21 protein-coding genes and 1 riboswitch are annotated in these 25431 nt (G+C 61.3%); of the genes, 5 read left to right on the top strand and 16 right to left on the bottom strand.

What is annotated here, in order from left to right; all coding sequences use genetic code 11:
* Positions 1-137: 137 nt before the first annotated feature.
* Genes O3649_RS06245 through sdhC form a run of 4 tightly spaced genes read right to left on the bottom strand, consistent with a single transcriptional unit; the run spans position 138 to position 3690 of the window.
* The gene (locus tag O3649_RS06245; RefSeq protein WP_005508960.1) at positions 138-926 is read right to left on the bottom strand and encodes a succinate dehydrogenase iron-sulfur subunit; all 789 of its coding nucleotides are present in this window, start codon (positions 924-926) and stop codon (positions 138-140) included.
* A 1-nt stretch (position 927) separates the two neighbouring features.
* Positions 928-2691 carry a succinate dehydrogenase flavoprotein subunit gene (gene sdhA, locus O3649_RS06240; protein ID WP_005506821.1) on the bottom strand — a complete coding sequence of 588 codons (1764 nt, stop codon included), beginning with the start codon at positions 2689-2691 and terminating at the stop codon, positions 928-930.
* Positions 2692-2742: 51 nt separating this feature from the next.
* Positions 2743-3228, bottom strand: coding sequence for a succinate dehydrogenase hydrophobic membrane anchor subunit (locus O3649_RS06235; RefSeq protein WP_005506820.1), 486 nt, complete (start codon positions 3226-3228; stop codon positions 2743-2745).
* Positions 3229-3231: 3 nt separating this feature from the next.
* The gene (sdhC, locus tag O3649_RS06230; protein WP_005508964.1) at positions 3232-3690 is read right to left on the bottom strand and encodes a succinate dehydrogenase, cytochrome b556 subunit; all 459 of its coding nucleotides are present in this window, start codon (positions 3688-3690) and stop codon (positions 3232-3234) included.
* Positions 3691-4037: 347 nt separating this feature from the next.
* On the opposite strand from sdhC, the gene O3649_RS06225 reads away from it, so the two are divergent.
* Together O3649_RS06225 and O3649_RS06220 are read left to right on the top strand one after the other, a co-directional pair.
* Positions 4038-5147, top strand: a complete 1110-nt coding sequence (locus tag O3649_RS06225; protein ID WP_314359994.1) for a mannose-1-phosphate guanylyltransferase — start codon at positions 4038-4040, stop codon at positions 5145-5147.
* Positions 5148-5427: 280 nt separating this feature from the next.
* Positions 5428-6846, top strand: a complete 1419-nt coding sequence (locus O3649_RS06220; RefSeq protein ID WP_371573333.1) for a hypothetical protein — start codon at positions 5428-5430, stop codon at positions 6844-6846.
* Between the two features lie 104 nt (positions 6847-6950).
* On the opposite strand, the gene O3649_RS06215 is transcribed toward O3649_RS06220, so the two are convergent.
* The 3 genes from O3649_RS06215 to O3649_RS06205 all read right to left on the bottom strand — a co-directional run bounded on the left by O3649_RS06215 (position 6951) and on the right by O3649_RS06205 (position 9608).
* Positions 6951-7508: a 2'-5' RNA ligase family protein gene (locus O3649_RS06215; RefSeq protein ID WP_005508969.1), complete on the bottom strand. Its 558-nt coding sequence runs from the start codon at positions 7506-7508 to the stop codon at positions 6951-6953.
* Between the two features lie 72 nt (positions 7509-7580).
* The gene (trpS, locus tag O3649_RS06210) at positions 7581-8645 is read right to left on the bottom strand and encodes a tryptophan--tRNA ligase (RefSeq protein WP_005506815.1); all 1065 of its coding nucleotides are present in this window, start codon (positions 8643-8645) and stop codon (positions 7581-7583) included.
* A gap of 87 nt (positions 8646-8732) precedes the next feature.
* The gene (locus O3649_RS06205) at positions 8733-9608 is read right to left on the bottom strand and encodes an exodeoxyribonuclease III (protein ID WP_371573329.1); all 876 of its coding nucleotides are present in this window, start codon (positions 9606-9608) and stop codon (positions 8733-8735) included.
* 80 nt (positions 9609-9688) lie between these two features.
* Here O3649_RS06205 and O3649_RS06200 point away from each other — a divergent pair, with 80 nt between their 5' ends.
* Positions 9689-10522, top strand: a complete 834-nt coding sequence (locus tag O3649_RS06200; protein ID WP_049327895.1) for a GntR family transcriptional regulator — start codon at positions 9689-9691, stop codon at positions 10520-10522.
* Positions 10523-10645: 123 nt separating this feature from the next.
* On the opposite strand, the gene O3649_RS06195 is transcribed toward O3649_RS06200, so the two are convergent.
* The 5 genes from O3649_RS06195 to purN all read right to left on the bottom strand — a co-directional run bounded on the left by O3649_RS06195 (position 10646) and on the right by purN (position 16522).
* Positions 10646-11524: a bifunctional methylenetetrahydrofolate dehydrogenase/methenyltetrahydrofolate cyclohydrolase gene (locus O3649_RS06195; protein ID WP_005508973.1), complete on the bottom strand. Its 879-nt coding sequence runs from the start codon at positions 11522-11524 to the stop codon at positions 10646-10648.
* A 205-nt stretch (positions 11525-11729) separates the two neighbouring features.
* Positions 11730-13004 carry a serine hydroxymethyltransferase gene (gene glyA / locus O3649_RS06190; protein WP_304268794.1) on the bottom strand — a complete coding sequence of 425 codons (1275 nt, stop codon included), beginning with the start codon at positions 13002-13004 and terminating at the stop codon, positions 11730-11732.
* A 289-nt stretch (positions 13005-13293) separates the two neighbouring features.
* Positions 13294-13875 carry a TetR/AcrR family transcriptional regulator gene (locus tag O3649_RS06185; protein WP_005506809.1) on the bottom strand — a complete coding sequence of 194 codons (582 nt, stop codon included), beginning with the start codon at positions 13873-13875 and terminating at the stop codon, positions 13294-13296.
* A 225-nt stretch (positions 13876-14100) separates the two neighbouring features.
* The gene (gene purH / locus O3649_RS06180; RefSeq protein ID WP_371573326.1) at positions 14101-15711 is read right to left on the bottom strand and encodes a bifunctional phosphoribosylaminoimidazolecarboxamide formyltransferase/IMP cyclohydrolase; all 1611 of its coding nucleotides are present in this window, start codon (positions 15709-15711) and stop codon (positions 14101-14103) included.
* Positions 15712-15925: 214 nt separating this feature from the next.
* Positions 15926-16522, bottom strand: a complete 597-nt coding sequence (purN, locus tag O3649_RS06175) for a phosphoribosylglycinamide formyltransferase (RefSeq protein WP_371573418.1) — start codon at positions 16520-16522, stop codon at positions 15926-15928.
* Positions 16523-16789: 267 nt separating this feature from the next.
* On the opposite strand from purN, the gene O3649_RS06170 reads away from it, so the two are divergent.
* Positions 16790-17380, top strand: coding sequence for a 4-hydroxyphenylpyruvate dioxygenase (locus tag O3649_RS06170; RefSeq protein ID WP_371573324.1), 591 nt, complete (start codon positions 16790-16792; stop codon positions 17378-17380).
* A 12-nt stretch (positions 17381-17392) separates the two neighbouring features.
* On the opposite strand, the gene O3649_RS06165 is transcribed toward O3649_RS06170, so the two are convergent.
* From O3649_RS06165 to O3649_RS06150, 4 genes are all read right to left on the bottom strand, one after another.
* Positions 17393-19888: a DUF6350 family protein gene (locus O3649_RS06165; protein WP_371573322.1), complete on the bottom strand. Its 2496-nt coding sequence runs from the start codon at positions 19886-19888 to the stop codon at positions 17393-17395.
* A 129-nt stretch (positions 19889-20017) separates the two neighbouring features.
* Positions 20018-20452 carry a plasmid stabilization protein gene (locus tag O3649_RS06160; RefSeq protein WP_070507908.1) on the bottom strand — a complete coding sequence of 145 codons (435 nt, stop codon included), beginning with the start codon at positions 20450-20452 and terminating at the stop codon, positions 20018-20020.
* Between the two features lie 10 nt (positions 20453-20462).
* A complete protein-coding gene (locus tag O3649_RS06155) occupies positions 20463-20690 on the bottom strand; it encodes a nuclease PIN (RefSeq protein WP_070634187.1) in 228 nt (75 codons plus the stop codon).
* A 35-nt stretch (positions 20691-20725) separates the two neighbouring features.
* Positions 20726-20860, bottom strand: a riboswitch (SAM riboswitch).
* A 56-nt stretch (positions 20861-20916) separates the two neighbouring features.
* Positions 20917-21147: a hypothetical protein gene (locus O3649_RS06150; protein WP_102033977.1), complete on the bottom strand. Its 231-nt coding sequence runs from the start codon at positions 21145-21147 to the stop codon at positions 20917-20919.
* On the opposite strand from O3649_RS06150, the gene O3649_RS06145 reads away from it, so the two are divergent.
* The gene (locus tag O3649_RS06145; protein ID WP_371573320.1) at positions 21127-25266 is read left to right on the top strand and encodes an SNF2-related protein; all 4140 of its coding nucleotides are present in this window, start codon (positions 21127-21129) and stop codon (positions 25264-25266) included. The two genes, O3649_RS06150 and O3649_RS06145, sit on opposite strands and share 21 nt — an antisense overlap.
* The last annotated feature ends 165 nt before the right edge of the window (positions 25267-25431 follow it).

Genomic DNA, 25431 nt, shown 5'->3' with positions numbered 1-25431 from the left:
TGCGCTCCCAATCCCCTGAAAATGCTCTACTCCATCATTTCCATCAGACTTGTTCTGTCAAACAATTCAAGCCGCCACCCGGTGTGGGTGACGGCTTGAATCGTCAATGCTGTATCAGCTGATACCGCGTACTCAAATTAGAGCGAACGGCTCAGGATTGCCTGCTTCACCTCGGCAATAGCCTTGGTGATCTGGATGCCACGGGGGCAAGCCTCGGTGCAGTTGAAGGTGGTGCGGCAACGCCACACGCCTTCCTTGTCGTTGAGGATTTCCAGACGCAGGTCGCCTGCATCGTCGCGCGAGTCGAAAATGAAGCGGTGTGCGTTCACGATAGCGGAGGGGCCGAAGTACTGACCGTCGGTCCAGAAGACCGGGCAGGAGGAGGTACATGCTGCACAGAGGATGCACTTGGTGGTGTCATCGAAACGTGCACGGTCCTCAATGGTCTGCAGGCGCTCACGCTCAGGCTCGTTCGAGTCGTTGATGAAGAACGGCATGATCTCGCGGTATGCCTGGAAGAAGGGCTCCATGTCAACGATGAGGTCCTTTTCGCAGGGCAGACCCTTGATGGGCTCAACGGTAATCGGCTTGGTCAGGTCAAGGTCCTTCAGCAGGGTCTTGCAAGCCAGGCGGTTACGGCCGTTGATGCGCATCGCGTCCGAGCCGCAGATGCCGTGTGCACAGGAGCGGCGGAAGGAGACGGAGCCGTCTACTTCCCACTTAATCTTGTGCAGAGCGTCGAGCACGCGGTCGGTGCGGTACATGGTCAGCGGGAATTCGTCCCAGTACGCCTCGGAGGAAACTTCCGGGTTGTAGCGACGAATCTTGATGACCACATCGTAGGTGGGGATGGAGTCGGAGTCGCCGCCGGTCATACCCTCAAACAGCTTGACGGATTCCGGTTCGGGGAGTTCGTTTTCAGCCATTTTAGTACTTACGCTCCTTCGGCTCGTAGCGGGTGTAGACAACGGGCTTGGTTTCGAATCGCAGACCCTTGACACCCTCAAACTCGGATTCGGGGTCGAGGTAGACCATCGAGTGCTTCATGAAGTTAACGTCGTCACGCTTGGGGAAGTCCTCGCGGTAGTGACCACCACGGGATTCCTTACGGTGCAGCGCGCCAACGGACATGACCTTTGCCAGCTCAATCAGGAAGCCGAGCTCAACAGCCTCGAGCAGGTCGAGGTTGAAGCGCTTGCCCTTGTCCTGGATGGCGATGTTCTTGTAGCGCTCTTCCAGTTCAGCGATAGTTGCCAGTGCTGCGCGGATGGTCTCGTCGGTACGGAACACCTGCATGTCAGCTTCCATAGCCTTCTGCAGGTCTGCGCGGATAGCGCCGACCTTCTCGGTGCCCTTGCCTTCGAGGATGCCGTTGAGCATGTTGAGAACGCGATCTGCAGCGTCGTCCGGAACCGGCACGAACTCAGCGGATGCTGCGTACTCTGCAGCCTTGCGGCCTGCACGCTTACCGAACACGTTGATGTCCAGCAGGGAGTTGGTGCCCAGACGGTTTGCACCGTGGACGGACACACAAGCAACCTCACCAGCTGCGTAGAGGCCGGGGATGGTCTCTTCGCTGTTGTGGTAGACCTCGGTCTCGTTGTTGGTGGGGATACCGCCCATTGCGTAGTGCGCGGTGGGGAACACCGGGATGGGCTGGTGGTGCGGTTCCACTGCCAGGTAGGTACGAGCGAACTCGGTAATATCGGGCAGCTTCTCGTCGATGTGGGAGGGCTCCAGGTGGGTCAGGTCCAGCAGCACGTAGTCCTTGTGGGGACCGCAACCGCGGCCTTCGCGCACCTCGTTTGCCATTGCACGTGCCACGATATCGCGGGGTGCGAGGTCCTTAATGGTGGGTGCGTAGCGCTCCATGAAGCGCTCACCGTCAGCGTTACGGAGAATACCGCCTTCACCACGAGCACCCTCGGTGACGAGAATGCCCAGGCCGGCCAGGCCGGTCGGGTGGAACTGGACGAATTCCATGTCTTCCAGGGGCAGGCCTGCGCGCAGTGCGATAGCCATGCCGTCACCGGTGAGGGTGTGTGCGTTGGAGGTGGTCTTGAAGATCTTGCCGCAGCCGCCGGATGCGAAAATCACGGACTTAGCCTGGAAGACGTGGACCTCGCCGGTTGCCAGGTCGTAGGAGACAACGCCGGCGGGGCGGGGCTTGCCCTCTTCGTCCTTGACCAGGATCAGGTCGAGAACGTAGAACTCGTTGTAGAACTCCACATTGTGGCGAACGCAGTTCTGGTAGAGGGTCTGCAGAATCATGTGGCCGGTACGGTCAGCTGCGTAGCATGCGCGGCGCACAGCAGCCTTACCGTGGTCACGGGTGTGACCACCGAAGCGGCGCTGGTCAATGCGGCCTTCGGGGGTTCGGTTGAAGGGAAGACCCATCTTCTCCAAGTCGAGCACAGCGTCAATAGCTTCCTTAGCCATGATTTCTGCTGCGTCCTGGTCAACCAGGTAGTCGCCACCCTTGACGGTGTCAAAGGTGTGCCACTCCCAGTTATCCTCTTCAACGTTAGCCAGAGCGGCGCACATGCCACCCTGTGCAGCACCGGTGTGGGAGCGGGTGGGGTATAGCTTGGTCAGTACCGCGGTGCGAACTCGCTGACCGGCCTCAATGGCGGCACGCATACCTGCGCCACCGGCACCGACGATCACTACATCGTACTTATGTACCTGCATGATGTTCTTTCTGTGTTTTAGATGTTTTCGTTTGTCTCGGATACGTCGCCGTTAGCGTGCCGAGCAGAAGCTGGGGAGCAGTTCAGCCGCTGCGCCGGAGGGGCAGGGGTCGAACGCGAAGATGGTGAGGGTACCAACCAGCAGGACGAATGCACATGCTGCGAAGAGGATGACCTTCAGCCAAACGCGCAGGCGGTCCTTCTCAGCGTAGTCATCGATGATGACGCGGATGCCGTTAGCACCGTGCAACATAGCCAGCCAGAGCAACAGCAGATCCCAGACCTGCCAGAAGGGGTTAGCCCACTTGCCGCCCACGAAGCCGAAGTCGATGGCGTGGATACCGTCACCGACCATGAGGTTGGAGAACAGGTGACCGAAAATCAGCACGACGAGTACGACGCCGGACAGGCGCATACCCAGCCAAGCGAACATCTCAAAGTTGTTGCGCTTGGAGGAGGAGCGGTTGTACTTCACACCGTCGATGCGGTTGTCACGCAGACGGGGTACATAGGTGCGGGGCTTAAGCGGAGTAGCCATAGTTTAGTGACCTCCCATGTGCGAGAAAACGATCGGCAGGTGACGTGCGGCAAAGCCAGCAACGGTGATTGCCCAGAGGAAAAGCACAACCCAGAGAATCTTGATGTGCATGTAGGTTGCCTTCTGGCTGATTTCGACGTTGCCGTCCTTGTTCTTCGCCTGGATGTGCTCCACGTGCGAGTTGGTTGCCTTACCCCAGAAGTCAATAAGGATAATACGAATACCGTTGAACGCGTGGTAGACGATGGCGGCGACAAGCGCGGTCTCGCCCAGGCCCATGATGGGGTTCTTGTACAGGCTCAGTACACCGTTGTAGGCCTCCGGGGAGATACGCACGACGGCAGTATCTAGGATGTGTACAAGAAGGAAGAAGAAAATCGCGATACCGGTAATGCGATGAGCAACCCAGGACCACATGCCCCAGCGGCCGCGGTAGAGGGTTCCTTTAGAACCATTCAACACTGAATAACCTCCTGCTGCGACGGCGAGCGTCTGGGTTCTGGTACCGCATTTTTAGGCCCCAGCTTCCAGGCACAGCTGTGTGCTCACCGACTGCTTTTGTTCGTCTGTTACTTCCAAGATATCAGGTAAATTCACAGCTTACTGACACCCTGTTTAGGGTTTTTTTACAGGTTCTAAAAGCAAATTAGGGCACATTTTCTTTACGATATCCCCTAATCCCCTGTGTTTGTACGGAACTTACCTTAACCTAACCTCAAACATCACCTAAATGAGAGCCGCCTGACACTTTTTTGTTAAAACCTAAAAGAATTCGATATATGACAAATTCACCCGCTATTCTTGAAGCGATGAATACTGCACTCACTCGATTCCGCCCGCTTATTCCCGCCGGCGGTGTTGGCTCGCGTTTGTGGCCCCTGTCCCGCGCGCATGCCCCGAAATTCCTGCTCGACCTTACCTCGTCGGGCAATTCCCTGTTGCGTGACACCTACGACCGTCTCATCGATCTCAGCAACGGTTCCGTCATGGTAGTTACCGGCACTTCGCACGCCAATGCGGTTACCCAGCAGATTCCTGAGCTGCGTGCCGCTGACCTGGTACTGGAGCCCTCCCCCAAGGACTCGGCTGCAGCTATCGGTCTGGCTTGCGCTATCATCCACCGCCGCGAACCGGACGCCATCATCGGCTCCTTCGCAGCTGACCACGTCATCAGCCCGGTGGACGAGTTCCACCGCGTGGTGACCGAAGCTGTCATCACCGCGGCAACCGGCAAGATTGTCACCATCGGCATTACCCCCACCGAGCCCTCCAGCGCGTTTGGCTACATTCATGCCAGCGAGTCCCTGGGCATCGAGGGTGCTCCCAATGCACACGCAGTGGACACCTTCGTGGAGAAGCCGGACACCACTACCGCACAGAAGTACCTGGATTCCGGTGAGTACACCTGGAACGCAGGCATGTTCGTGGCACCGGCAGCCCTGATGCTCAAGCACCTCGAGGCGAACGAGCCCGAGCTGTACGCGGGCATTATGGAAATCGCTAATGCTTGGGACACCCCCGAGCGTGAGGCTGTTATGGACCGCGTGTGGGAGACCCTGCCGAAGACCGCTATCGACTACGCTGTGGCTGAGCCCGCAGCAGCAGCGGGCGACGTCGCAATGGTTCCCGGCTCCTTCAGCTGGGACGACGTTGGAGACTTCGACGCCGTGGCACGCCTGAACACCGAGAAGAGCGGCGAAGAGCTGACTATCCTCGGCGAGAAGGACAACGTCATTAACCACGGTTGCTCCGGCATCGTTGTTGCAAACACCGAGCGTAAGATCTCTATCATTGGCCTCGACGACATCGTCGTGGTGGACACCCCCGATGCCCTGCTGGTCGCACCGCGCTCCAAGGCACAGGCCGTCAAGGATGCCGTGGGTGAGATCAAGGCGCGAGGCTTGAACAACCTCCTCTAAATTTTTAGCCCTGAGTAGGCACATGAGCCTTACTCGAGCAAAAGATACCTCTAGAGACCGGCTCTCTTCTTTTCGGAAGGGAGCCGGTTTTCTTTTGCCCTAATGGGTCATTTTGCGGGCGGTTTCAGGGCTTTTGCCTAGTGGGGCGCGGAAGGAAGCTCCCTGCGGCTGGGCGGGGGTCGGAATGCCTTACGCACCCGGCGTGGGCTACACTTCCAGAGTCTGATACGAGCCAAGGATCAACCGCTATAGAGAACCATTCTCATGTTAGTCTTGGTGCATGCACATGACCCGTAAGTTTTTCCTCACCCGCGCCGGTGCACTCGGCGCTGTAGCCGCCCTCGCCCTGGCCGCATGCGGCTCCCAGAACGCACAGACCACCCAGAACGCACAGACCAACCCCAGCGCCTCCACCTCCGCGAGCGCAACCCCCGCCCCCATCACCGAAGGCAAGGGCGCGGCAAGCCGCGTCGCCATCACCTACGACGGCGGCGTGCTCGTTTACGACGCAAAGGACATGAAGCTGCTCGCAGACATCCCCAAGGAAGGCTTCCTGCGCCTCTCCGACGCTGGCGATAACCGCCACCTCGTCGTTGCAGACGGCAACAGCTACACCTTCCTGGACACCGGCGTATGGTCTGTAGCGCACGGCGACCACTCGCACTACTACACCACTTCCCCGTCGCTGTCCTCGCTGTCTCTGGCGGCTGACCACACCGGTCACGTCATCAAGGACAACGGCAAGGTCGCGGCATTCGCTGACGGCACCGGCTCCTTCGCCGTGTACGACCCGGCGAAGCTGACCCACGATAAGCGCACCGCTTCCTCTCTGGAGACCACCATCGTCACCCTGCCGAAGCCGCACCACGGCTTCGCAATCCCGCTGCCCAATGACCAGTACCTGGTAGCGGTCGGCGACTCGAAGACCCGCACCGGTGCCGCTGTTGTGGATGCTCAGGGCAAGACCGTCACCGAGAGCCCCGCCTGCCCCGGCGTTCACGGTGAAGCCATCGCTAAGGACGGCGCGTTCACCATCGGTTGCACCGACGGCGCGCTGGTTTACAAGGACGGCAAGTTCACCAAGATCACCAACCCCGAGGACCCCTACTCCCGCTCGGGTAACCAGGCCGGTAAGGCTGACTCCCAGTACGTTCTGGCGGACTACAAGACCGACAAGGACGCTAAGCTGGAGCGCCCCGAGAAGTTCTCCATTATCGACACCGTTGCGGCAACCCGCACCGTCTACTCCCTGCCTTCTGGCGTGAGCTACACCTTCCGTTCGCTGGCTCGTGGCCCTCAAGGTGAGGCGCTGCTGCTGACCACCGACGGTAAGCTGCGCGTCTTCGATCCGGCGACCGGCGCGGAGCTGGGCTCCGTACAGCTCATGGAGGCGTGGACCGAGTCTGAGACGTGGCAGGACGAGCGTCCGGCACTGTGGGTGGACGGTAAGACCGCCTACGTGACCGATCCGGCGACCAAGAAGCTCATTGCGGTGTCCCTGTCGAACCCGGCAGCTCCGAAGGAGCTGATGAGCGTGGAGCTTCCGAAGACCCCGAACGAGATCCTGGGTGTTTCTTCTGCGAACGCTGCACCGGTTGAGGCTGAGGCTCACGGTTCTGAGGCACACGGCGCTGCTTCCTCCTCGGCTTCGGCTGACGCGCACGAGTCTGGCGAGCCTCACGAGGGCCACTCCCGCTAGGGTTCTCACGCTGAAGCAAACCTAGCGAAAACATAAAGAGAGATGCGACCGATAACCTATCGGTCGCATCTCTCTTTGTGCATGCAGGGTTTATGCGCCAGCCACTAACGCAGCGGCAGACCCCCAATTTCTTCCCAGTTCTGCCCATCGTAGGAGTAGCAGTGCAGGTGATCCACGGTGAAGGTACGCTGCTCGGCGGGCAGAGCGTCAAACACCTTGCGGGCGTTCGCCACCTGCTCCTCACTCAAGCCGTGGCCCAGGGTCACATGCGGCACGTAGGGGAAGGATGCCGCGCCGGCACCGAATAGCTCAACCAGCTTCTGGTGAATCTGCTCGAACTCGGTTTTACCCGCCTCCAGGTTCAGGTACTCCACCTCGGTTACCGGGCGGAAGGAGTGTACCGAACCCCAGCGTGCCTCAAAACGCGGCGTGTCCAGTGCCTCGCGGAACTGCGGGGACTGCACCGCAGCCAATAAAGACTCGTTCAGCTCCGTCAGGTACACGGTCACGTGGGTGCTGATAGGCGCCACCGCACCACCGGCTACCGCGCGCTTCCACTTTTCCAGGCGCTGAGCATTCTCACCGCTCACGTGCGCAATAACGCTCAGGTAGCGGCGACCGGGTTTCAGGGTCGGGGATACAGGAGCCGTCGTGGGGCTCAAAGAGTTCTCTTGTGCTGTCATCTCAATCGTGCAGGTAATGCGGCGTCTCAGCCGATTTGGCTGAACAGCGCGCTAGATTGCTGCGGCAGGCAGGAAGCCAACCTTCTTGTACACGTTCTCAATGGTGACCGTAGCGATCTCGCGGGCAGCGGATGCGCCCACAGCCAGCAGGCGGTCCAGCTCGGCGGGGTCGTCCATAAGCTCGAGGGTACGCTCACGCACCGGGGTGAGGCGCTCCACCACGATATCGGCAAGGTCAACCTTCAGGTGGCCGTACATCTTGCCCTCGTAGCGTGCCACAATCTCGTCGATGCTCTCGCCGGTCATTGCCGAGTAGATGGAGAGCAGGTTGGAGACGCCGGGCTTAGCCTCGCGGTCGTAGGCGATGACGGAGCCGTCATCGGTCACGGCGGACTTAATCTTCTTCTGGGTTGTCTTGGGGGTGTCCAGAAGCTTGATCAGGCCCTTGTCGGTCGCTGCAGACTTGGACATCTTCGAGGTCGGGTCCTGCAGGTCGTAAATCTTAGCGGTTTCCTTCAGAATCACCGGCTCGGGCACCACGAAGGTCTCACCGAAACGGGAGTTGAAACGCTGAGCCAGGTTACGGGTCAGCTCCAGGTGCTGACGCTGATCCTCGCCCACGGGCACGCCGTCCACCTGGTAGAGCAGGATGTCGGCAGCCATCAGAATCGGGTAGGTGAACAGGCCCACGGAGGCGTTCTCGGCGCCCTGCTTCTGGGACTTGTCCTTGAACTGGGTCATACGGGACGCCTCGCCAAAGCCGGTGAAGCAGTTCAGAACCCACGCCAGCTGGGCGTGCTCGGGCACGTGCGACTGCACGAACAGCGGGGTGCGGGTCGGGTCAATGCCGGAGGCGATGTACTGCGCCGCGGTCAGGCGGGTACGCTCACGCAGCTCCTCGGGGTTCTGAGGAACGGTGATGGCGTGCATATCCGGGATAAAGAACAGACATTCGTTATTCGGGTCGTCCTGCAACGCCACCCAGTTGTTCACAGCACCAATGTAGTTACCCAGGTGCATCGAATCAGCCGACGGCTGTGCACCCGAGTAGATACGCGCCTTCTGCTGAGAGGCGTTAGGGATGAGGGACTTATCCTGCTTCTTTTCGTCTGCCATAGTTATTTCCTGTGCAGTTCTTCCTGTGCGGTGCTGCGGACGGTGCAGCACATCTTCAAAAAACTTATCTGTAGGTGGGTCCGCGTCTTACTCACCGATGCGGTAGTCAATCACGAGCGGCGCGTGATCGCTGAAACGCTCATCGTAGCTTGCCGCGCGGTCCACGACCGCTTCCACGGCGCTTTCGGCGAGCGCCGGGGTCGCCATGTGGTAGTCGATACGCCAGCCTGCGTCATTATCGAACGCCTTGCCGCGGTAAGACCACCAGGTGTAGGGGCCGGGCACCTGACCCGCCAGCTCACGAGCCACATCGCGGTAGCCGATATCGCCGAAGAAGCGGTCAAAGTAGGCGCGTTCCTCCGGCAGGAAGCCGGCATGCTTCTGGTTAGCCTTCCAGTTCTTAATGTCCAGCTCGGTGTGGCCCACGTTCAAATCGCCCACGATGAGTACGTGGTCCGAGTGCTTTGCCAGTTCAGGCATGCGCACCAGCATGCGCTCCAGGAAGCGGTACTTATCGTCCTGCTTCTGGGTGCCGACCTCACCGGAGTGAACATAGGCGCTGACCACGGTCAGAGTCTTGCCGTTGGGCAGAACGTAGTCCGCCTCAACCCAGCGGCCCGAATCGTCAAAGTACTCTTCGCCAATATTCGAACGGGTCGCTACCGGCTGGTTCTCCAGGAGTTCACCGGCCGAGTTCGGGGTGCGGCGGGTCGCCACCAGCACACCGGCGCGGCCCTTCGCGGCAGCCTCCGCGTGCAGAATATGCCACTGGGATTCGTCCAGCAGCTCACGCACGATAGCGTCGGGTGCGCGCACCTCCTGCAGGCAGAGAATGTCGATGTCACGGCTCGCCAACCACGCCGCCATATCCTTCTTGTAGGCGGCTCGGATACCGTTCACATTCACGCTTGCCACGCGAAGCAGACCGCTCGGGCGCGGTGCAGGGGTGTTAGAAAAATGCATAGTCTTAATTATGCCAGTTTGAGGGAAGAGAAATTTTCACTCGTGCGCGTTTTTTCTCTGGCTGAACGGTAAACTATTGGGTGATGAATTCACACTCCTCACAGACCACCGACCACGGTGCCCCCTCACATTCTGCGGGCACCACCGCATCCGAAAGTACCGCTCACAACGCTGAGAGCCGCTACGAGCTACCCCCGATTCCCGGCCCGAAGTACGAGCAGGTCATCCACTACATTGAGCAGCGCTACATTATTCCCGGCAAGCCCGGCGATAAGCTGCCCACCGAACGCATGATTCAGCAGAACTTTGGGGTGAGCCGCCAGACGGTTCGTAGCGCCCTGAAGGTTCTGATTGAACGCGGCCTGCTCTACAACGTGCAGGGCTCCGGCACCTACGTTGCCGAGCGTAGCGACGCCACCTACATTCCGCGCGTGGACACCTTCGTTGACGATATGCGCCGCCGCGGTTTTGAGGGCTCCACCCGCATGATTGCGACCCGCTGGGTGGACGCCACCGAAGAGATCTCCACCCACCTATCCGTGCCGGTGGGCGAGCAGGTGCTGTTCGTGCGCCGCCTGCGTCTTGCCGACCACGAAGTCATCGGCTTTGAGCGTTCCTACTTTGTCAAGGCCGCCGCAAGTAGCATCCTGGACGCCATGATGGCGGAGATGTCCGGTGCGATGAGCTCGCTAGACCAGCTTGCCGACACCCCCAACGCCATTAAGCACGCCCGCGTACGCACCAGCGCGGCGCTCTTCACCGACGCCGACGCCGAGGCGTTCAACCAGCAGGTGCCCGTGGGCGAGGCGGCGTTCAAGGTCTGCGCGACCGGCTACACCGAAGAAGGTAGTCCCGTAGAGTACGCAGAGACCCTGTACCTTGCCGATGCCTACTTCTACGAGATGATTCTCTAGCACCTGCCTTTTCGATTGTGATGACAGTGTGAAGGGCGGTGCCCCGGTAGATTGTTCTACCGGGGCACCGCCCTTTTTGAGTTATCAGCTCTGAAATATTTCAGCTCTAAAATGCTGCGGGCCTTACGCCGCCTGACGCTCCGCGGTCTCAACCACGTTCACCAGCAGCTCCGCGCGGGTCATCGGGCCCACACCGCCGGGGTTCGGGGAAACCCAGGATGCCTTCTGCGCAGCCTCCGGGGAGACATCGCCGAAGAGCTTCTTCTTGCCGGTTTCCGGGTCCTCAGCGCGGGAAACACCAACGTCCAGCAGGATTGCGCCGTCCTTGACCTGGTGAGCCTTCAGCACGTGAGGAACACCCACAGCGGCAACAATGACGTCAGCCTCGCGCAGCACCTCGTCCAGGTTCTCGGTACCGGTGTGCGCCAGGGTTGCGGTCGCGTTCACCTCGCGGCGGGTCAGCAGCAGACCCAGCGGGCGGCCCACGGTAATGCCGCGGCCGAGCACCACAACGTTCTTACCGTTCCAGTCGATGCCGTGGCGCTTCACCAGCTCAATGACACCGTTGGGGGTGCAGGGCAGCGGGGAATCCAGCGGCTCAGAAACGTTCAGCACGAGCTTGCCGAGGTTGGTCGGGTGCAGGCCGTCAGCGTCCTTCTCGGGGGCGATGCGCTCCAGCACGCGGTTGGTGTCCAGGTGCTTGGGCAGGGGCAGCTGCACAATGTAGCTGGTGCACGCCGGGTCGTTGTTCAGCTTGTCGATCTCTGCGTCGAGCTCTTCCTGAGTGATGTCACCGGGCAGGTCCACACGGATGGAGTTAATACCGATCTCTGCGCAGTCGCGGTGCTTTGCGCCCACGTACGAGCGGGATGCGGGGTCGTCACCGACCAGCACGGTACCCAGGCCGGGGGTAATACCCTTAGCCTTGAGCGCCTCGACGCGCTCCTTCAGCTCTTCCTTGATGGCTGCGGCGGTTGCGTTACCGTCTAGAATCTGGGGCATTGTTTTTCCTTCCATAGATTGCGGCGGGTTCGCCGAAACGGATGGTCTGTGTGTTGAGTTCTAGGGTGTGTGCCTAGGGGCGCCACTCCCCCGCTACCTCCCTCGACGGATGTAGCGGGCAGGGCGGCAAAAAGTAAGAGGGCGAAATAACCCCGCCCGCTCAGCACCCACAGGGAATGTTGAGCGAACGGGGTCATTCATGGGTCTACCAGTTCTCGCTGCCCTGGTAGAGGGGGTACTTGGCGCACAGTGCCTCAACGCGGGCACGCAGCGCAGCGATGTCCGGGTTCGGCAGCAACACGGAAGCGATAATATCGGCTACCTCGGTGAAGCCCTCAGCATCGAAGCCGCGGGTCGCCAGAGCGGGGGTACCGATACGCAGACCGGAGGTCACCATCGGCGGGCGCGGGTCGTTCGGCACGGCGTTACGGTTGACAGTAATACCGGCATCGTGCAGCAGGTCTTCTGCTTCCTTGCCGTTGAGGGCGTGGTTGCGCAGGTCAACAAGCACCAGGTGAACGTCGGTACCGCCGGAAGCGATCGACACGCCGGCGTCCTTCATGTCCTGCTGTAGCAGGCGGTTCGCCAGGATCTGTGCGCCCTCAACGGTGCGCTTCTGGCGGTCCTTGAACGCATCAGATGCGGCAACCTTGAACGCGGTAGCCTTCGCAGCGATCACGTGCATGAGCGGGCCGCCCTGCTGGCCGGGGAACACTGCGGAGTCAATCTTCTTCTTCAGCTCCTCGGTGCAGAGGATGAAGCCGGAGCGGGGGCCGCCCAGGGTCTTGTGCACGGTGGAGGAGACCACGTGTGCGTGCGGGACGGGGTTCGGGTGAAGACCCGCAGCCACCAGGCCCGCGAAGTGAGCCATGTCCACCCACAGGTACGCGCCGATTTCGTCAGCAATCGCGCGGAACGCTGCGAAGTCCAGCTGGCGGGGGTACGCGGACCAGCCGGCGATAATCAGCTTGGGGCGCTCGGCCAGGGCCAGCTCGCGCACCTGCTCCATGTCAACGTAGCCGTTCTCGTCCACGCTGTAGGCGACAACGTTGTACAGCTTGCCGGAGACGTTCAGCTTCATGCCGTGGGTCAGGTGGCCACCGTGTGCCAGGGACAGACCCATGATGGTGTCGCCGGGGTTCAGCAGCGCGTGCATAACGGCGTTGTTTGCCTGCGCACCGGAGTGGGGCTGAACGTTGGCGTGCTCAGCGCCGAAGAGTTCCTTCACGCGGGAAATAGCGAGGGACTCAACGATGTCAACGAATTCGCAGCCGCCGTAGTAGCGGCGGCCGGGGTAACCCTCAGCGTACTTGTTGGTCAGTACCGAGCCCTGGCTTTCGAGGACGGCACGGGGGACGAAGTTCTCGGATGCAATCATCTCGAGGGTGTTCTGCTGGCGCTTGCGCTCCAGCTCAATGGCTTCTGCAACCTCGGGGTCGAGGTCGGCGAGGGGCATCTCGAGGATCTTCTGCTCGGACATTACGCTCCTGGGAGTGTTTTTGCGTTATCTTCGGTCGCTCATCATCGGGGTTGCCGCGGCATGCGCCGGGCGATCTTCAGGAGGCGGCGGGCGCATCCAGTTGAAAACCCTGAATGAAAAAATATGAGCTACACCTCATAATACCGTAAAGCCCGCTTTCCTTCGAGAAGGAAAACGGGCTTTACAAAGCATCACGATGAAGTTTTTACGGCGTCGGCGCAACACCGGCGAGGGGCGCACAACACACCCCGGCAGGCTTATCGGCGGCCGTTAAGCGGGTCTACACACCCTACGCCTGACGCAGGATAGCGGAAGCATACTCCAGGTACGCCTCACGAGCGCTCTCCTTCTTACCGCCAGCCACCAGCTGGGTCTGCACCACGTAACCGGTCAGCACCGACAGCACCGCGGCACCGATAACGGTCAGCCACTCTTCAAGCTCCTCTTCGGTGAAGTCCAGCTCAGCTGCACCCCAGGCGCGGTAGCGTTCCAGGGACTGATCGCGCAGGTAGCTCAGCTGCTCAGACACCACGGTCGCCAGCTGCGGCATTGCCACGGCCTCGCCCCAGGTGACGAGCAGGTGACGGCGAATCTTGGGGGTGTCCAGCACCTTCAGGCACCCGAACACGTAGTCCCAGGGCTGTTCGGCGCGGATGCGGTCGAAGGGCGCCATGTCCATGCGGGCTGCCGCCAGGATGATCTCATCCTTAGAGGAGAAGTGGTTATAAATCGCTCCAGCAGACAGGCCGGTGGCCGCAATAATATCGCTCATCGAAGCCTTCTGATAACCGTGCTTGATGAAGCATTCGCGGGCGGTCTCTACAATCTGAGAACGCCTGTTCTTTTTGTATTCTTCGCTGACTTTAGGCACAACCTAATCCTAGCGAACTTTTAGCCAATCCGTGCGCATCCTGGTCGCCGTTGACGCGCCCTCATGCGCAAATCCGGCGCAAAATAGAGCAAAAATTCTATAAATATGAGTGCCCACAATACGGATGCACGGGCACCCGGTATAAAAGCAGGGCACCCCGGGTTTACCCCAGGATGCCCCGCTCACAGCAGGTAGCTCAGCGCGTACTGAGCCCGCTACACATGTTTAGTGGAAGAAGTGGCGGGTACCGGTCAGGTACATGGTCACGCCAGCAGCCTTAGCCGCCTCGATAACTTCCTCGTCGCGGATCGAACCGCCCGGGTGCACGACGGCACGCACGCCGGCGTCCAGCAGAACCTGCAGGCCGTCAGCGAAGGGGAAGAACGCGTCGGATGCGGCAACCGCACCGCGGGCACGCTCGTTACCTTCACCGCCGAGGGTGTTCGCGCGCTCCACCGAGAGCTTGCAGGAGTCCACGCGGTTCACCTGGCCCATGCCGATGCCCACTGCGGCACCGTTATCGGCAAGCAGAATAGCGTTGGACTTGGGCGAACGCAGTGCACGCCAGGCGAACTCGAGGTCGCGCAGGGTTGCCTCGTCAGCTGCCTCACCGGCGACCAGGGTCCAGTTCTTCGGGTCGTCACCCTCAGCCTGCAGGCGGTCAGCCTCCTGGAAGAGTGCGCCACCGGAAATGGGGCGGTACTCGATAGCCTCACGGGCGAAGTTCTCGGGCAGAACCAGCAGGCGCAGGTTCTTCTTCTCGCGCAGGATCTCCAGCGCCTCGGGCTCGAAGCCGGGAGCCACGACAACCTCGGTGAAGATGCCCTTGACGGTCTGAGCCATAGCGGCGGTCACCGGGCGGTTAGCGGCAATCACGCCACCGTATGCGGACAGCGGGTCGCATGCGTGCGCCTTCGCGTGAGCGTCCGCAATCGGGTCAGCCGCGCCGGAGGTTGCCACAGCAATACCGCAGGGGTTGTTGTGCTTGATAACGGCAACAGCCGGCTCGTCGAAGTCGTAAGCGGCACGCAGAGCGGCGTCAGCATCAACGTAATTGTTGTAGCTCATCGCCTTACCGTGCACCTGCTCCGCCTGAGCAATGCCGGGGGCAGCGGCGGGGTCAACGTACAGGGCGGCACGCTGGTGCGGGTTCTCGCCGTAACGCAGGGTCTCGCTGCGCTCAAAGCCCAGGCCAGCGTACGGGGGCCAGAAGTTAGCATCCTCATCCTGCAGGAACTGGGATGCGGTCCAGGTTGCCACAGCGGTGTCGTATGCGGCGGTGTGGGCGAAAGCGCCAGCGGCAAGGCGGCGGCGCTCGTTCAGGGAGAAGCCACCGTTCTTAGCGGCCTCAACGGTGCGCGCGTAGTCGGCAGGGTCTACAACAATAGCGACGGCATCGTGGTTCTTCGCGGCAGCGCGAACCATGGAGGGGCCACCAATATCGATCTTCTCGATGATGGCGTCCTGATCGGCGCCGGAGGCAACGGTCTCAACGAAGGGGTACAGGTTCACAACCACCAGGTCGAACGCCTCAACGTCCAGCTCTTCAAGGGTGTCGATGTGCTCCTGCTTGCGGCGGTCCGCCAGAATACCGGCGTGGATGCGCGGGTGCAGGGTCTTCACGCGGCCCTCGAGGCACTCGGGGAAACCGGTCACTTCGGTGACCTCGGTGACGGGTACGCCTGCTGCCGCGATGGTGGATGCGGTGGAGCCGGTGGAGACCAGCGCGACGCCAGCCTCGTGCAGGCCGCGGGCGAACTCCTCCAGACCGGTCTTGTCGTAGACGGAAATGAGGGCGCGGCGCAGGGGCACGCGATCGAGCTCAATGAGAGACACAAATACTCCGATGCTTTAGACGTGCACGCCGGTTCTCGGCGGCACAGCTGGTGGATGGACGTAGCCTGCCCGGATAGACAGGATATGTGTGGGGGTATTCCCCGCCGCTGTGCGTGACGCTAAGGTGAGCGCGTCAAATGGGCACAACGGAACGTGTATGGGCGGCGGGGTTTGAGCTCGGCTCATTCCGCCGCGAAAAATTTAGTGGGCGGAATTAGCTGTCAGATGCAGTGCCGCGGGATTCAGCGCCGTCAGATACAGCACCGTGGGATTCAGCGAGAGATGCGATGGTCTGCACGAGCAGGCGGCGCTCCTGCACCTTAATGCGTTCGTGCAGGGTCTCTTCGGTATCGTCGTCCAGAACGGGCACTGCCGCCTGGGCGAGGATGGGGCCGGTGTCAACGCCCGCATCCACAAAGTGGACGGTCAGGCCGGTAATCTTCACACCGTGCGCCAGGGCGTCACGCACGCCGTGCGCACCCGGGAAGGAGGGCAGCAGGGCGGGGTGGGTGTTGATGATGCGGCTACTGAAACGCTCGACCAGCTGCGCGTCAACAATGCGCATGAAGCCGGCGAACACAATGTAATCGGGGTCGTAGGAAGCGATCTTTTCTTCCAGCGCGCGGTCCCAGGAGGGGCGGTCGGCGTAGTCGCCGGGCTGAACCAGGAAGGTGGGTACACCCGCCGCCTGGGCACGTTCAATACCCAGACAGGGCTTGTCGGCGCCCACTGCCGCAATGTCGAGGGGAAGCTCGCCCGCTGCTACAGCGTCGAGGATGGACTGAAGATTCGTTCCGGAGCCGGATACCATAACCACAATTCGCACCCGACTAGCATAACCCATCTCACACCCTTATCCAAAGGGGTAAGAGGTTCACAACAGGCCCAAAGCCCAAAGGTAAGCACAAAGAAACCCCGGCGGGACAAATCCTCACCGGGGTTCACTGGAGTTCATGGGGGTTTATGGGGGTTTATGGGGGTTCACCGGGGTTTACTGGACGCAAACTCAACAGGTCGCGAACTCAATAGGCCGCATACTCAATAGGTCGCGGGCGCACGGGACGGTACCCTTATAGGTATGTCTACTCCCCCGCAGAACACTCCAAACAACGCACCGAACAACGCACCGCAGCAGCCCACCCCGAACAACGGTGCACCGCAGAACCAGCAGGTTCCGCCGCGAGCGCCGCAGCAGGCACCTCAGAACATGATGCCGCAGCCTCGAGGACCTCATGGCAAGAAGCCGAGCAAGCCCATCGACCCCATCGAACAGCAGAAAGCGAATATTCGCACCTCACTCATGCTGATTGTTGCCGCGCTGGTGATTTTTGCGGCGTCTTCCTTCGTACTCTCCACGATGCCGCTTTTCTTGGCGCTCTTCATCTTCGCGCTCGCCGGCATTACCCTGAGCATTATTGCGATCGTGCGCACCGCGGTCTACCGCGGCCCCTGGTTCTTCTACATTGCCGCGGGCGTCAGCATCATCTACGGCGCAATGACCCTGCTGGGCGGCGTCGGTCTTGCCCTCATGCCCGGCGCGCAGGAGTACCGCGAGTGCCGCGCCGCCGCGCTGACCCAGACCGACATGTACAGCTGCGACCAGAAGTTCCAGGGCACGATGGACAAGCTCACCGGCACGTCCAGCTCTAGCTCTTCTGCAGCTCGTTAGGGGTTCTGCGCGCTAGTTCTTCTTGCGGGCGTTAGAACCCTGCGCATTAGAGCCATGGGACTTCGAGGAGCTGACATCCAGCGGGGGCAGCTCCACGGTAGACGCCTCATCGGTCACCAGCGGCAGAATGCCGGTCTGGCTACGAACCTCAAAGATGCGGCTCATCGCCTGATCGGCAGAGAGGACATCCAGCTCACGATCCACAAAATCACGCTCTAGGTCGTTCTTCTGCTTCTTGCGTGCCTCCTTAGCCGCCTTCTTCGCCTCGCGCTTCTGCGCACGCTCAAGCGCGCGGTCCTGAGCGGAATCCTGCGGGGCGGGTTCAGCGTGGGAACCCTCAGTCGGCTCCGCACCTTGCGCTGCAGCGGGCTGCTCAAGACCAAAACCGAAGTACGCCATAATGCGGCTCGCGCGGCCCTTCGAACGCGGCGCTTGCTCTGCGGGCTCTTCAACAGCGTTCTCACGCTCAGCCGCTACAGGTTCGGCAGCCTCGTAGACAGGCTCCTGGATCAGCTCGCGAGTCTCCTCCTCGGAGGGGTCGTGAGCGTACACGGCGGGGTCATAGGTGCCGTGTTCGTCAGCAGTGTACTCGTTGGAGGCAGGCTCAACAGATGCTTCAATGCTCTCGTAATCCTCAGCATGTGCAGAGTCAGCGTGAGCAGAGTGCAGGTAATCGACCTGCTGAACGGCCTCAATCGGCTCGTACTCCTCAGCGGGGCTCTCCTCAGCAGTAGCCTCTTCGGAGGCGGGCTCTTCAGCAGCCTCTCCACGCTCTTCAACGATGTCTGCGAAAGCGTCCGCCGCCGCACGCTGCGCCAGTTGCTCAGTCGCTTCCACGGGGACGGCAACCACAGGCTCCTGCGGATGCACCGGAACATGACCGGTCGCTACCTCAGATACAACAGACTGCTCAGATGCTACAGACAGCTCGGCCTCAACAACGTTCTCGGAAGCCTCCGCGCGTGCCGTCTCTTCCGCCTCGCGCTCAGCTGCTTCACGCTCTGTAGCCTCACGAGCGGCGACTTCCTCAGCCTCACGCTCTGCAGCTTCACGCTCAGCGGCTTCACGTGCGGCCGCTTCCTCAGCCTCACGCTCCATACGCTCCGCACGCTCCTGCGCACGCTGCTCACGACGCTCCGCAAAATGCTCACGGCCCTGTGCAAAACGCTCACGAGTCGAGGCAGTAAAACTCATCAGACGCTCACCCAGGTTCGGGCGCTCATCCGCAAAACGAGGCAGCTCACGGCTGCTATCCGGCACCAGGGCGCGGCTCAGCAACATACCGAACGTCACGCCGGCGCCCACCGTCAACGCGGTATGCGCCGCAAAAGTCAGCGGCTCAGCACCAACCTCCGTAAAACGACCAATACCCAGAGAGCCGTACGAAATCCAGCCCAGCCACAGGGCACCAAACGACGTCATAATACCGGTCATCATGCCCAGCACCACCGCAGAAATCAGCGCAGACAGCGGGCGGAACGGAACCTTCAGGGCAACCCACTCATCCAGGTGATCCTCACCCTCACGCAAGAACCACCAGCCAGCAATCGCACCGGCACCCAGCGGCACCAGCAGACCCACCAGACCGAACGTGCCCATTGACTCGGGCACAGCACCCAGAATCGGAAGCATCGGCAAAGTACCAACATCACTACTGGTCAAACCAACCGAGGTACCCGCACCAAAGGAGAAACCGGCACCGGTCGACCACGCAATCGCATAAATCACCAGGTTCGGCAAGAAACCCAGCTGCAACAGAGTCACCGCAGTATCACCCACAGCGCCCGCATGCAGCTCCTGGTAGGTGGCAACAATCTGCGACCAGCCCGCCAAAATACCGATACCCAAAAGCACCGCACCCAGACCAACCAGCGCCACAAAAGCAACCACCGCAGCACGCACCACAGCCCAGGCATACGAACCCGCCCAACGCGAATACTGACTCATCTGCGAAATCTGCTCCGCAGTATCAACACCCACCATGCGCGAGAGCGAACGCGCCTCACGGTAGCCACCCCACATCAGACCAGCCACCACAATACCCAAAGGCACCAGGGCAGCATTCAACGCCTGAAGAGGCTGCGGATGCGGGCTCGCCCAACCGTACATCGCCGAACTAATCAGCGCATAAGTCACCGAACCGGACAGCACCGGAATCAAAAACTCACCCTCATACGAGGCGCGCGCCAGGCGACGACCCGAACGGTAACAGAGCAGCAGAGGCAGAATACTCAAGCCCAGCGGCACCAGCGTCATCGTGCCGGCAGAAGCACCAAAAGCAGCCGCAAGATCCAAAGGAACACCGTGAATCAGAAGCCACAGGTGCGCCGACATGGCGGCCACAGAGGAGAACTCCATGTCGCCAAAACCCTTGGTCGCCCACACGGCAGACATCGCCGCAAACACAGCAAGCGCAGAGAACAGGGCAGTAACAATTAGCTCAACAACACCCTGAAGCCACAGAGGCATGGGCATGGAATAACGCGAGATAGGTGAGGTGCTTTTCATCGTCCTTCAATCATGCCACGAATTAACGACGAAACCCGCCTCCGATTAACACTCGAAAGCGGGTTCTCACAACTATTCACACAGGTATTCATCCAGACGCGCACGCGAGGACGTGTATCAGGCGAAGTTTTACTGCTCAGTCCACGGGTTGGAAGCCTGAACACCCCAGGCGCGGTACACCTGCGCCTTAGAAGAAATCAGCTCCAAATCATAGGCGCTCGCGCTCGCCGCCATCAGACCCTCCAGGGCGGCGGTAGGCAGCGGACCGGCATCATCACGACCCACGGCATGCACGCCGCGCGGCGCCTGACGGCCCGCCCACTCGAGGCTCACGCGCGCATCCACATTAATAACGTGGTCGCCAAAGCGCTCAAGAAGTTCGGTAATCCAGCGATCAGTTTCCGGGTAGGGGTACAGGCCCTTCAGCTCGCCAATGCTCAGCACAGAAATGTACATGTGCCGGAACGAGCGGCGGCGCAGAAAAGCGACCACGGCGGGGTCTGGATCCGCCTTACGGATCTCCGCAAGAACGTCGGAGTCCAGGAGCATACCGGAGAAATTCATACCCCTAATGCTACGCTACGCGCAGACCGGCGTACTCAATAGCGGGGATGCCCTCGGGGTTGGGCAGAAGAAGGAAGTTCAGGAACTCGTCGCGCTTAGAAGAAATGCGGGAGTAGTCGTCAATGCTGACTGCGGTGTATCCGCCTCGCGCGGGGACAGCTGCGGCACGCAGGCTTTCCTGGTAGGAGCGGGAGGGGTTCAGAGAGATTGCTGCTTTGGTTGCAGAGCCGTTGTACATGTGACAACCTGCGCCGTGAGTGGCGCGATCCTTTCGCGTTGCTCTTGTCTGTACCAATTACCACCGGTTATTCCGGTGGTGAATACAAACCGCTTCGTCATCCGAGCCACCCGTGAACATGGGGTTGGCGTTCGACCATAGTCGGAGCTTATCAGTCGAAACTCTTGAAGCTGGGTTTAGCTTACAGCATTTTCTCAAGTTAAGTAAAGCTTTTTGTGAAAGAGATTTAGATTATTAGCATTTTGGCTTGTGAAAACGTTTTAAATGGCGTGAATTTTTGATACTGCGCGGAATATCTTATGTGAATACCGGTGTTTTTATGCGTTAAAAACTCCCCCACCACAAATACGAAATACACCCCAAACCACCGCTCAATAGTCGCCTCGGCAACCAGCCCGACAGTCAATCCAACAGTCAGCCCGGCAGCCGCCAGCAAATGACCGGCAACAAGGCGCATACCCGCACAATACGCGATAATGAGCTGGTGAGCGCCAACAACCCCTTCCCCGAAATTCCCGTCACCGTACCGCAGATCATTCGCCAGGCCGGGCACCGCACCTACCAGCGCGGCCTCGCCTACCAGCGCAACCGCGAAGTCATCCGATACAGCTACGACGAAGACGAGCGAACCCTCACCGGGCTCGTCAACGGAAGCACCATCATCCCCTACGAAGTGACCATTCGCTTCTTCCCCGCCGTCAGCGGCTCCGCAACCTTCACCGCCCGCTGCACCTGCCCCGTGCTCACCGACTGCAAGCACGCCGTAGCGCTCATGCTCACCGCGCTCGACCGCGCCTCCGTAGCGAAAAAGGCACTCAGTGAACACCCCGGACCGATCGGCGTACCCGGTGCCGCGGCAAAGGACGCGGCAGAGGCAAAGGGACCCGCAGATTCAAAGAGCGCGGACGTTGCGGAGGCGAAGAAATCCGCCGACCCGCTCGCGGCGCTGCGCGCCTCCGGTGCGCTCACCACCGCGGCGAAACTGCCCGCGCCCGATGCAGCGACTGCCGAGCCCGCAAACCCCCAGGGAAGCTTTGCACTCAACGAGCTAGGCGCCTCCCCGAGCCTGCAGGCAGAGGCATCCGCAACCAAAATCTCGGCATGGCGGCGCGACCTCTCCTCCATTCTTTCCGCACGTCAGGACCTTGCGGGCATCGATTCGATGCGCGTGAGCGGCGCCCTGGATTTCTCGCTGAGCGTCTCCGGTTCCTACGCGCGCGGCCGCAATATGCCCGGCGCAACCCCCAGCATTAACCTGCTCGCCCGCCCGCTCATGGCGTCCAAAACCGGGCGCTGGATCAAGGGCGGACTCAGCTGGGAAACCTTCGCCTCCAGCGTGGGCGGGCCCGTCGGGCGGCACGAAATCTACCCCGAACACGAACGATTCTTCGCCGAGCTCTACTCGATTGCCCGCCCCTGGCAGAACATGTACTCCTCGCACCGCGACTGGATCTCAATCAGCGCTTCTGCCTCCACTCTGCTCTGGGATGTACTAGCCCGCGCGGAGGATATTGGCCTGCCCCTGCTCGTCAACGGTCGCGAAGTGAACTACGCCGTGCTGAGCCCCGCACAGGTGCGCCTGCACGCCGCCGCCAGCGAAGAGAAACACGCGGAAGGCGCCGGACTGCAGCTTCAAGCCGCGCTCAGCTGGGAAGGACGCGAAGGCGAACTACTGCGCCAGCTCTGGCTACCCGCCGCGCACTGCCACCCCATCGGCACCCCGCGCACCGGCTTCTTTGCCCTGGGAGGGCTCGCCCAGCAGGAGTACGAACAGGCGGCAAAGGCGGTGCACTGGAAGACCGCGCGCCCCGGCGCGCTGGATGAAGTGGGCCGCGAATCTTTCGTGCAAAAGGACGCGCAGGAGGCGCCGGCTGAGGAAGCTGAGAATAGCGCACCGACGATTGCCCCGGCTCAGAATAACCCGGCGCAGGGTGAACGGGTGCGCTACTCCCCCGCCGTGCCCGAACTGCCCGAGGGCGTGGAGCTGGCGCTCATTCCCCTGGTCGAGCCGCTCGATGCCGCCTCCGAATCGCTCATTAGCGCCGGAACCGTGCACGTTCCCGCCGCGGAACGCGCCACGTTCCAGAAGGAGTATCTGCCCGCGCTCAGCCGTTCCATTCCCTCGCTGACCCCCGATCCGGCGCTAGCGCTGCCGCGCGTGAAGCCGCCGCATCTGGTGCTTGAAATCAGCTTTGACGAGCAGGTACGCCACGACGCACAGCTGAGCTGGCGTTGGGAGTACCCGCTGAACCCCTTCGCGGAGGACAGTGCAGAGGAGGCGAGCACACAGAATCCTGCGGCGGGCTCCGACGTGTACTCCCTGCCGGTTTTCGGTTACCCCGGTGAAGAGGGCGGCGAGATTCGTGATGAGCGTTTTGAGGCGCGCGTACTGCGTTCGGTGCGCGCCATTCTTGCCGCTCACCCGGCGCTTTCCGGGCTGGAGGAGCGCCGCATCGAAGGCTGGGAAACCCGCGAGCTGCTCAGCGCGATTCTGCCGAAGCTTCGCCGTGTTTCCGCTGTTCAGGTGCGTTTTAACGGCACCCCACCGGAGTTCGTGGAGGCAACCGACGCGCTGATTGAAATCACCGTGAGCGAGGGCAATTCTCGTGACTGGTTCGGCCTGGGCATTGCGGTAAAGGTCAATAATTGGACCGTGCCGTTCGCACAGATTTTTGAGGCGCTCGACCGCGGGGCGGACCGTATTCTGCTCGGTAACGGCACCTATTTCTCGCTGCGTCGACCCGAGTTTAAGACCCTGCGCACCCTCATTGCGGAGGCTCGCGAACTCGACGATGCGGGCGGTGAGCTGCGCATTAACCGTCACCAGGCGGGGCTGTTCTCTGAGCTGGAGTCGCTGGCGGCGAGCGTGCATACGACCGCGCGGTGGGATGCTCAGGTGCGTTCGCTGTTGGAGCTGGTTGAGGGCCTGGAGGATGCCGAGGAAAGCCCCGAAATGGGCGCCGAAGAGAACCCCGAAAAGGGCGCTGAAAAGGCCTCTGACAAGGGCGCTCAGGGTTTTCCCGCACCCCAGAAGGCATCCCGCCGGGTTATCGCTCAGCGCCCGGTACCCACCGGTCTGCAGGCGACCCTACGCCCCTACCAGGTGGAGGGTTTCCAGTGGCTGTCCTTCCTGTACGAGCAGCGTCTGGGCGGTATTCTCGCCGACGATATGGGCCTGGGTAAGACCGTGCAGGCTCTCGCCCTGCTCGCCCACGCGATTGAGGAGCACAGCACCGCGGCTCCCGGCGAGCCGTTCGCGCCCTTCCTCGTGGTTGCCCCGACCTCCGTCATCGCCAACTGGGCGGCGGAGGCGGAACGCTTCCTGCCCGAGGCTAAGGTCGTGACCATCACCGAAACCACCGCCGGTAAGACCCCGCTGGCTGAGCGCATCGCCGGGGCTCACCTGGTGCTGACCAGCTACACGCTGCTACGCATGGACGAGGAGGCCTACACCGGCTACGCCCGCACGCTGGGGTGCACCGTTGACGATTCCACGGGCGAGCAGTCCGCCCCCGAAGGCTGGGGTGCGCTCCTGCTGGACGAGGCGCAATTCGTCAAAAATACCGGCACCCGCGCCTGGTCCATCGCCCGTGCAATGCCCGCCCGCACCAAAATCGCGATGACCGGCACGCCCATTGAGAACAACCTCATGGAACTATGGGCGCTACTGGCGATTGTGGCGGACGGCCTGTTCCCCTCCGCCCGTGCGTTCCGTGACCTGTACGCTCGCCCGGCGGAATCCGGCGAGGACCCGGCGCACGCCGCGGCGACGGCTGCTCGTCTGCGCCAGCGCATCCGCCCGCTCATGCTGCGCCGCACCAAGGAGCTGGTGGCGGCGGAGCTTCCGGCGAAGAACGATACGCGCGTGAACCTGCCGCTGGCTCCCGGTCACCGCCGCATCTATGACACGCACCTGCAGCGTGAACGCCAGAAGGTGCTGGGTCTGCTGGAGGATATGGATAAGAACCGGTTCACGATCTTCCAGTCACTGACCCTGCTGCGCCGTCTGGCGCTTGATGCCGCGCTAATTGATCCGGAAGCCTACGCCGGGGTGTCGTCGGTCAAGCGCGACTACCTGGTTCAGCAGCTACCCGATCTGCTCGAGAAGGGCCACCGTGTGCTGGTGTTCAGCCAGTTCACCGGCTACCTCAAGAGCATTTCGGCGCGTCTGGCGGAGGAGGGCATCGGCCACCTGTACCTGGATGGTTCGACCCGCAACCGCGCCGAGGTCATCGAGGCGTTCACGAGCGGTCAGGAGCCGGTGTTCCTCATTTCGCTCAAGGCTGGCGGTTTCGGTCTGAACCTGACCGAGGCGGATCACGTTTTCATCATGGATCCGTGGTGGAACCCCGCCGCCGAGCAGCAGGCGGTGGACCGTATTCACCGCATCGGCCAGGACAAGGAGGTGCACGTCTACCGTCTGGTCGCCGAGGGCACGATTGAGGAGAAGGTCATGCAGCTCAAGGAGTCGAAGGCGGCGCTCTTCGATGCGGTGGTCGGTGAGGGTGAGTTCGCCTCCGCGGCGGTGACGGCTGAGGATGTGCGCGAGCTCTTCGTGCCGGCTGTCGAGCGGTAGCCGCCCTCGAGTCTGAGCGGTATTTCTGGCACCCGTCATTTTTGTCATTTGGTTACGCCTCCGGCTAGATTCACGCCCGATTCTGGCCCGGCCCTTCTCAACGGGGGCTCTGAGGCGTAGCCTTGAAGGACTGCTTACGGAGGCGCCGCCTCCCCATAGATTCCA

The organism is Rothia sp. 27098_8_29 (assembly GCF_041432785.1).
Taxonomy (GTDB): domain Bacteria; phylum Actinomycetota; class Actinomycetes; order Actinomycetales; family Micrococcaceae; genus Rothia; species Rothia mucilaginosa.
Note: the sequence above shows the minus strand (reverse complement) of the source record. Positions and strands in the feature narration are given on the sequence as shown.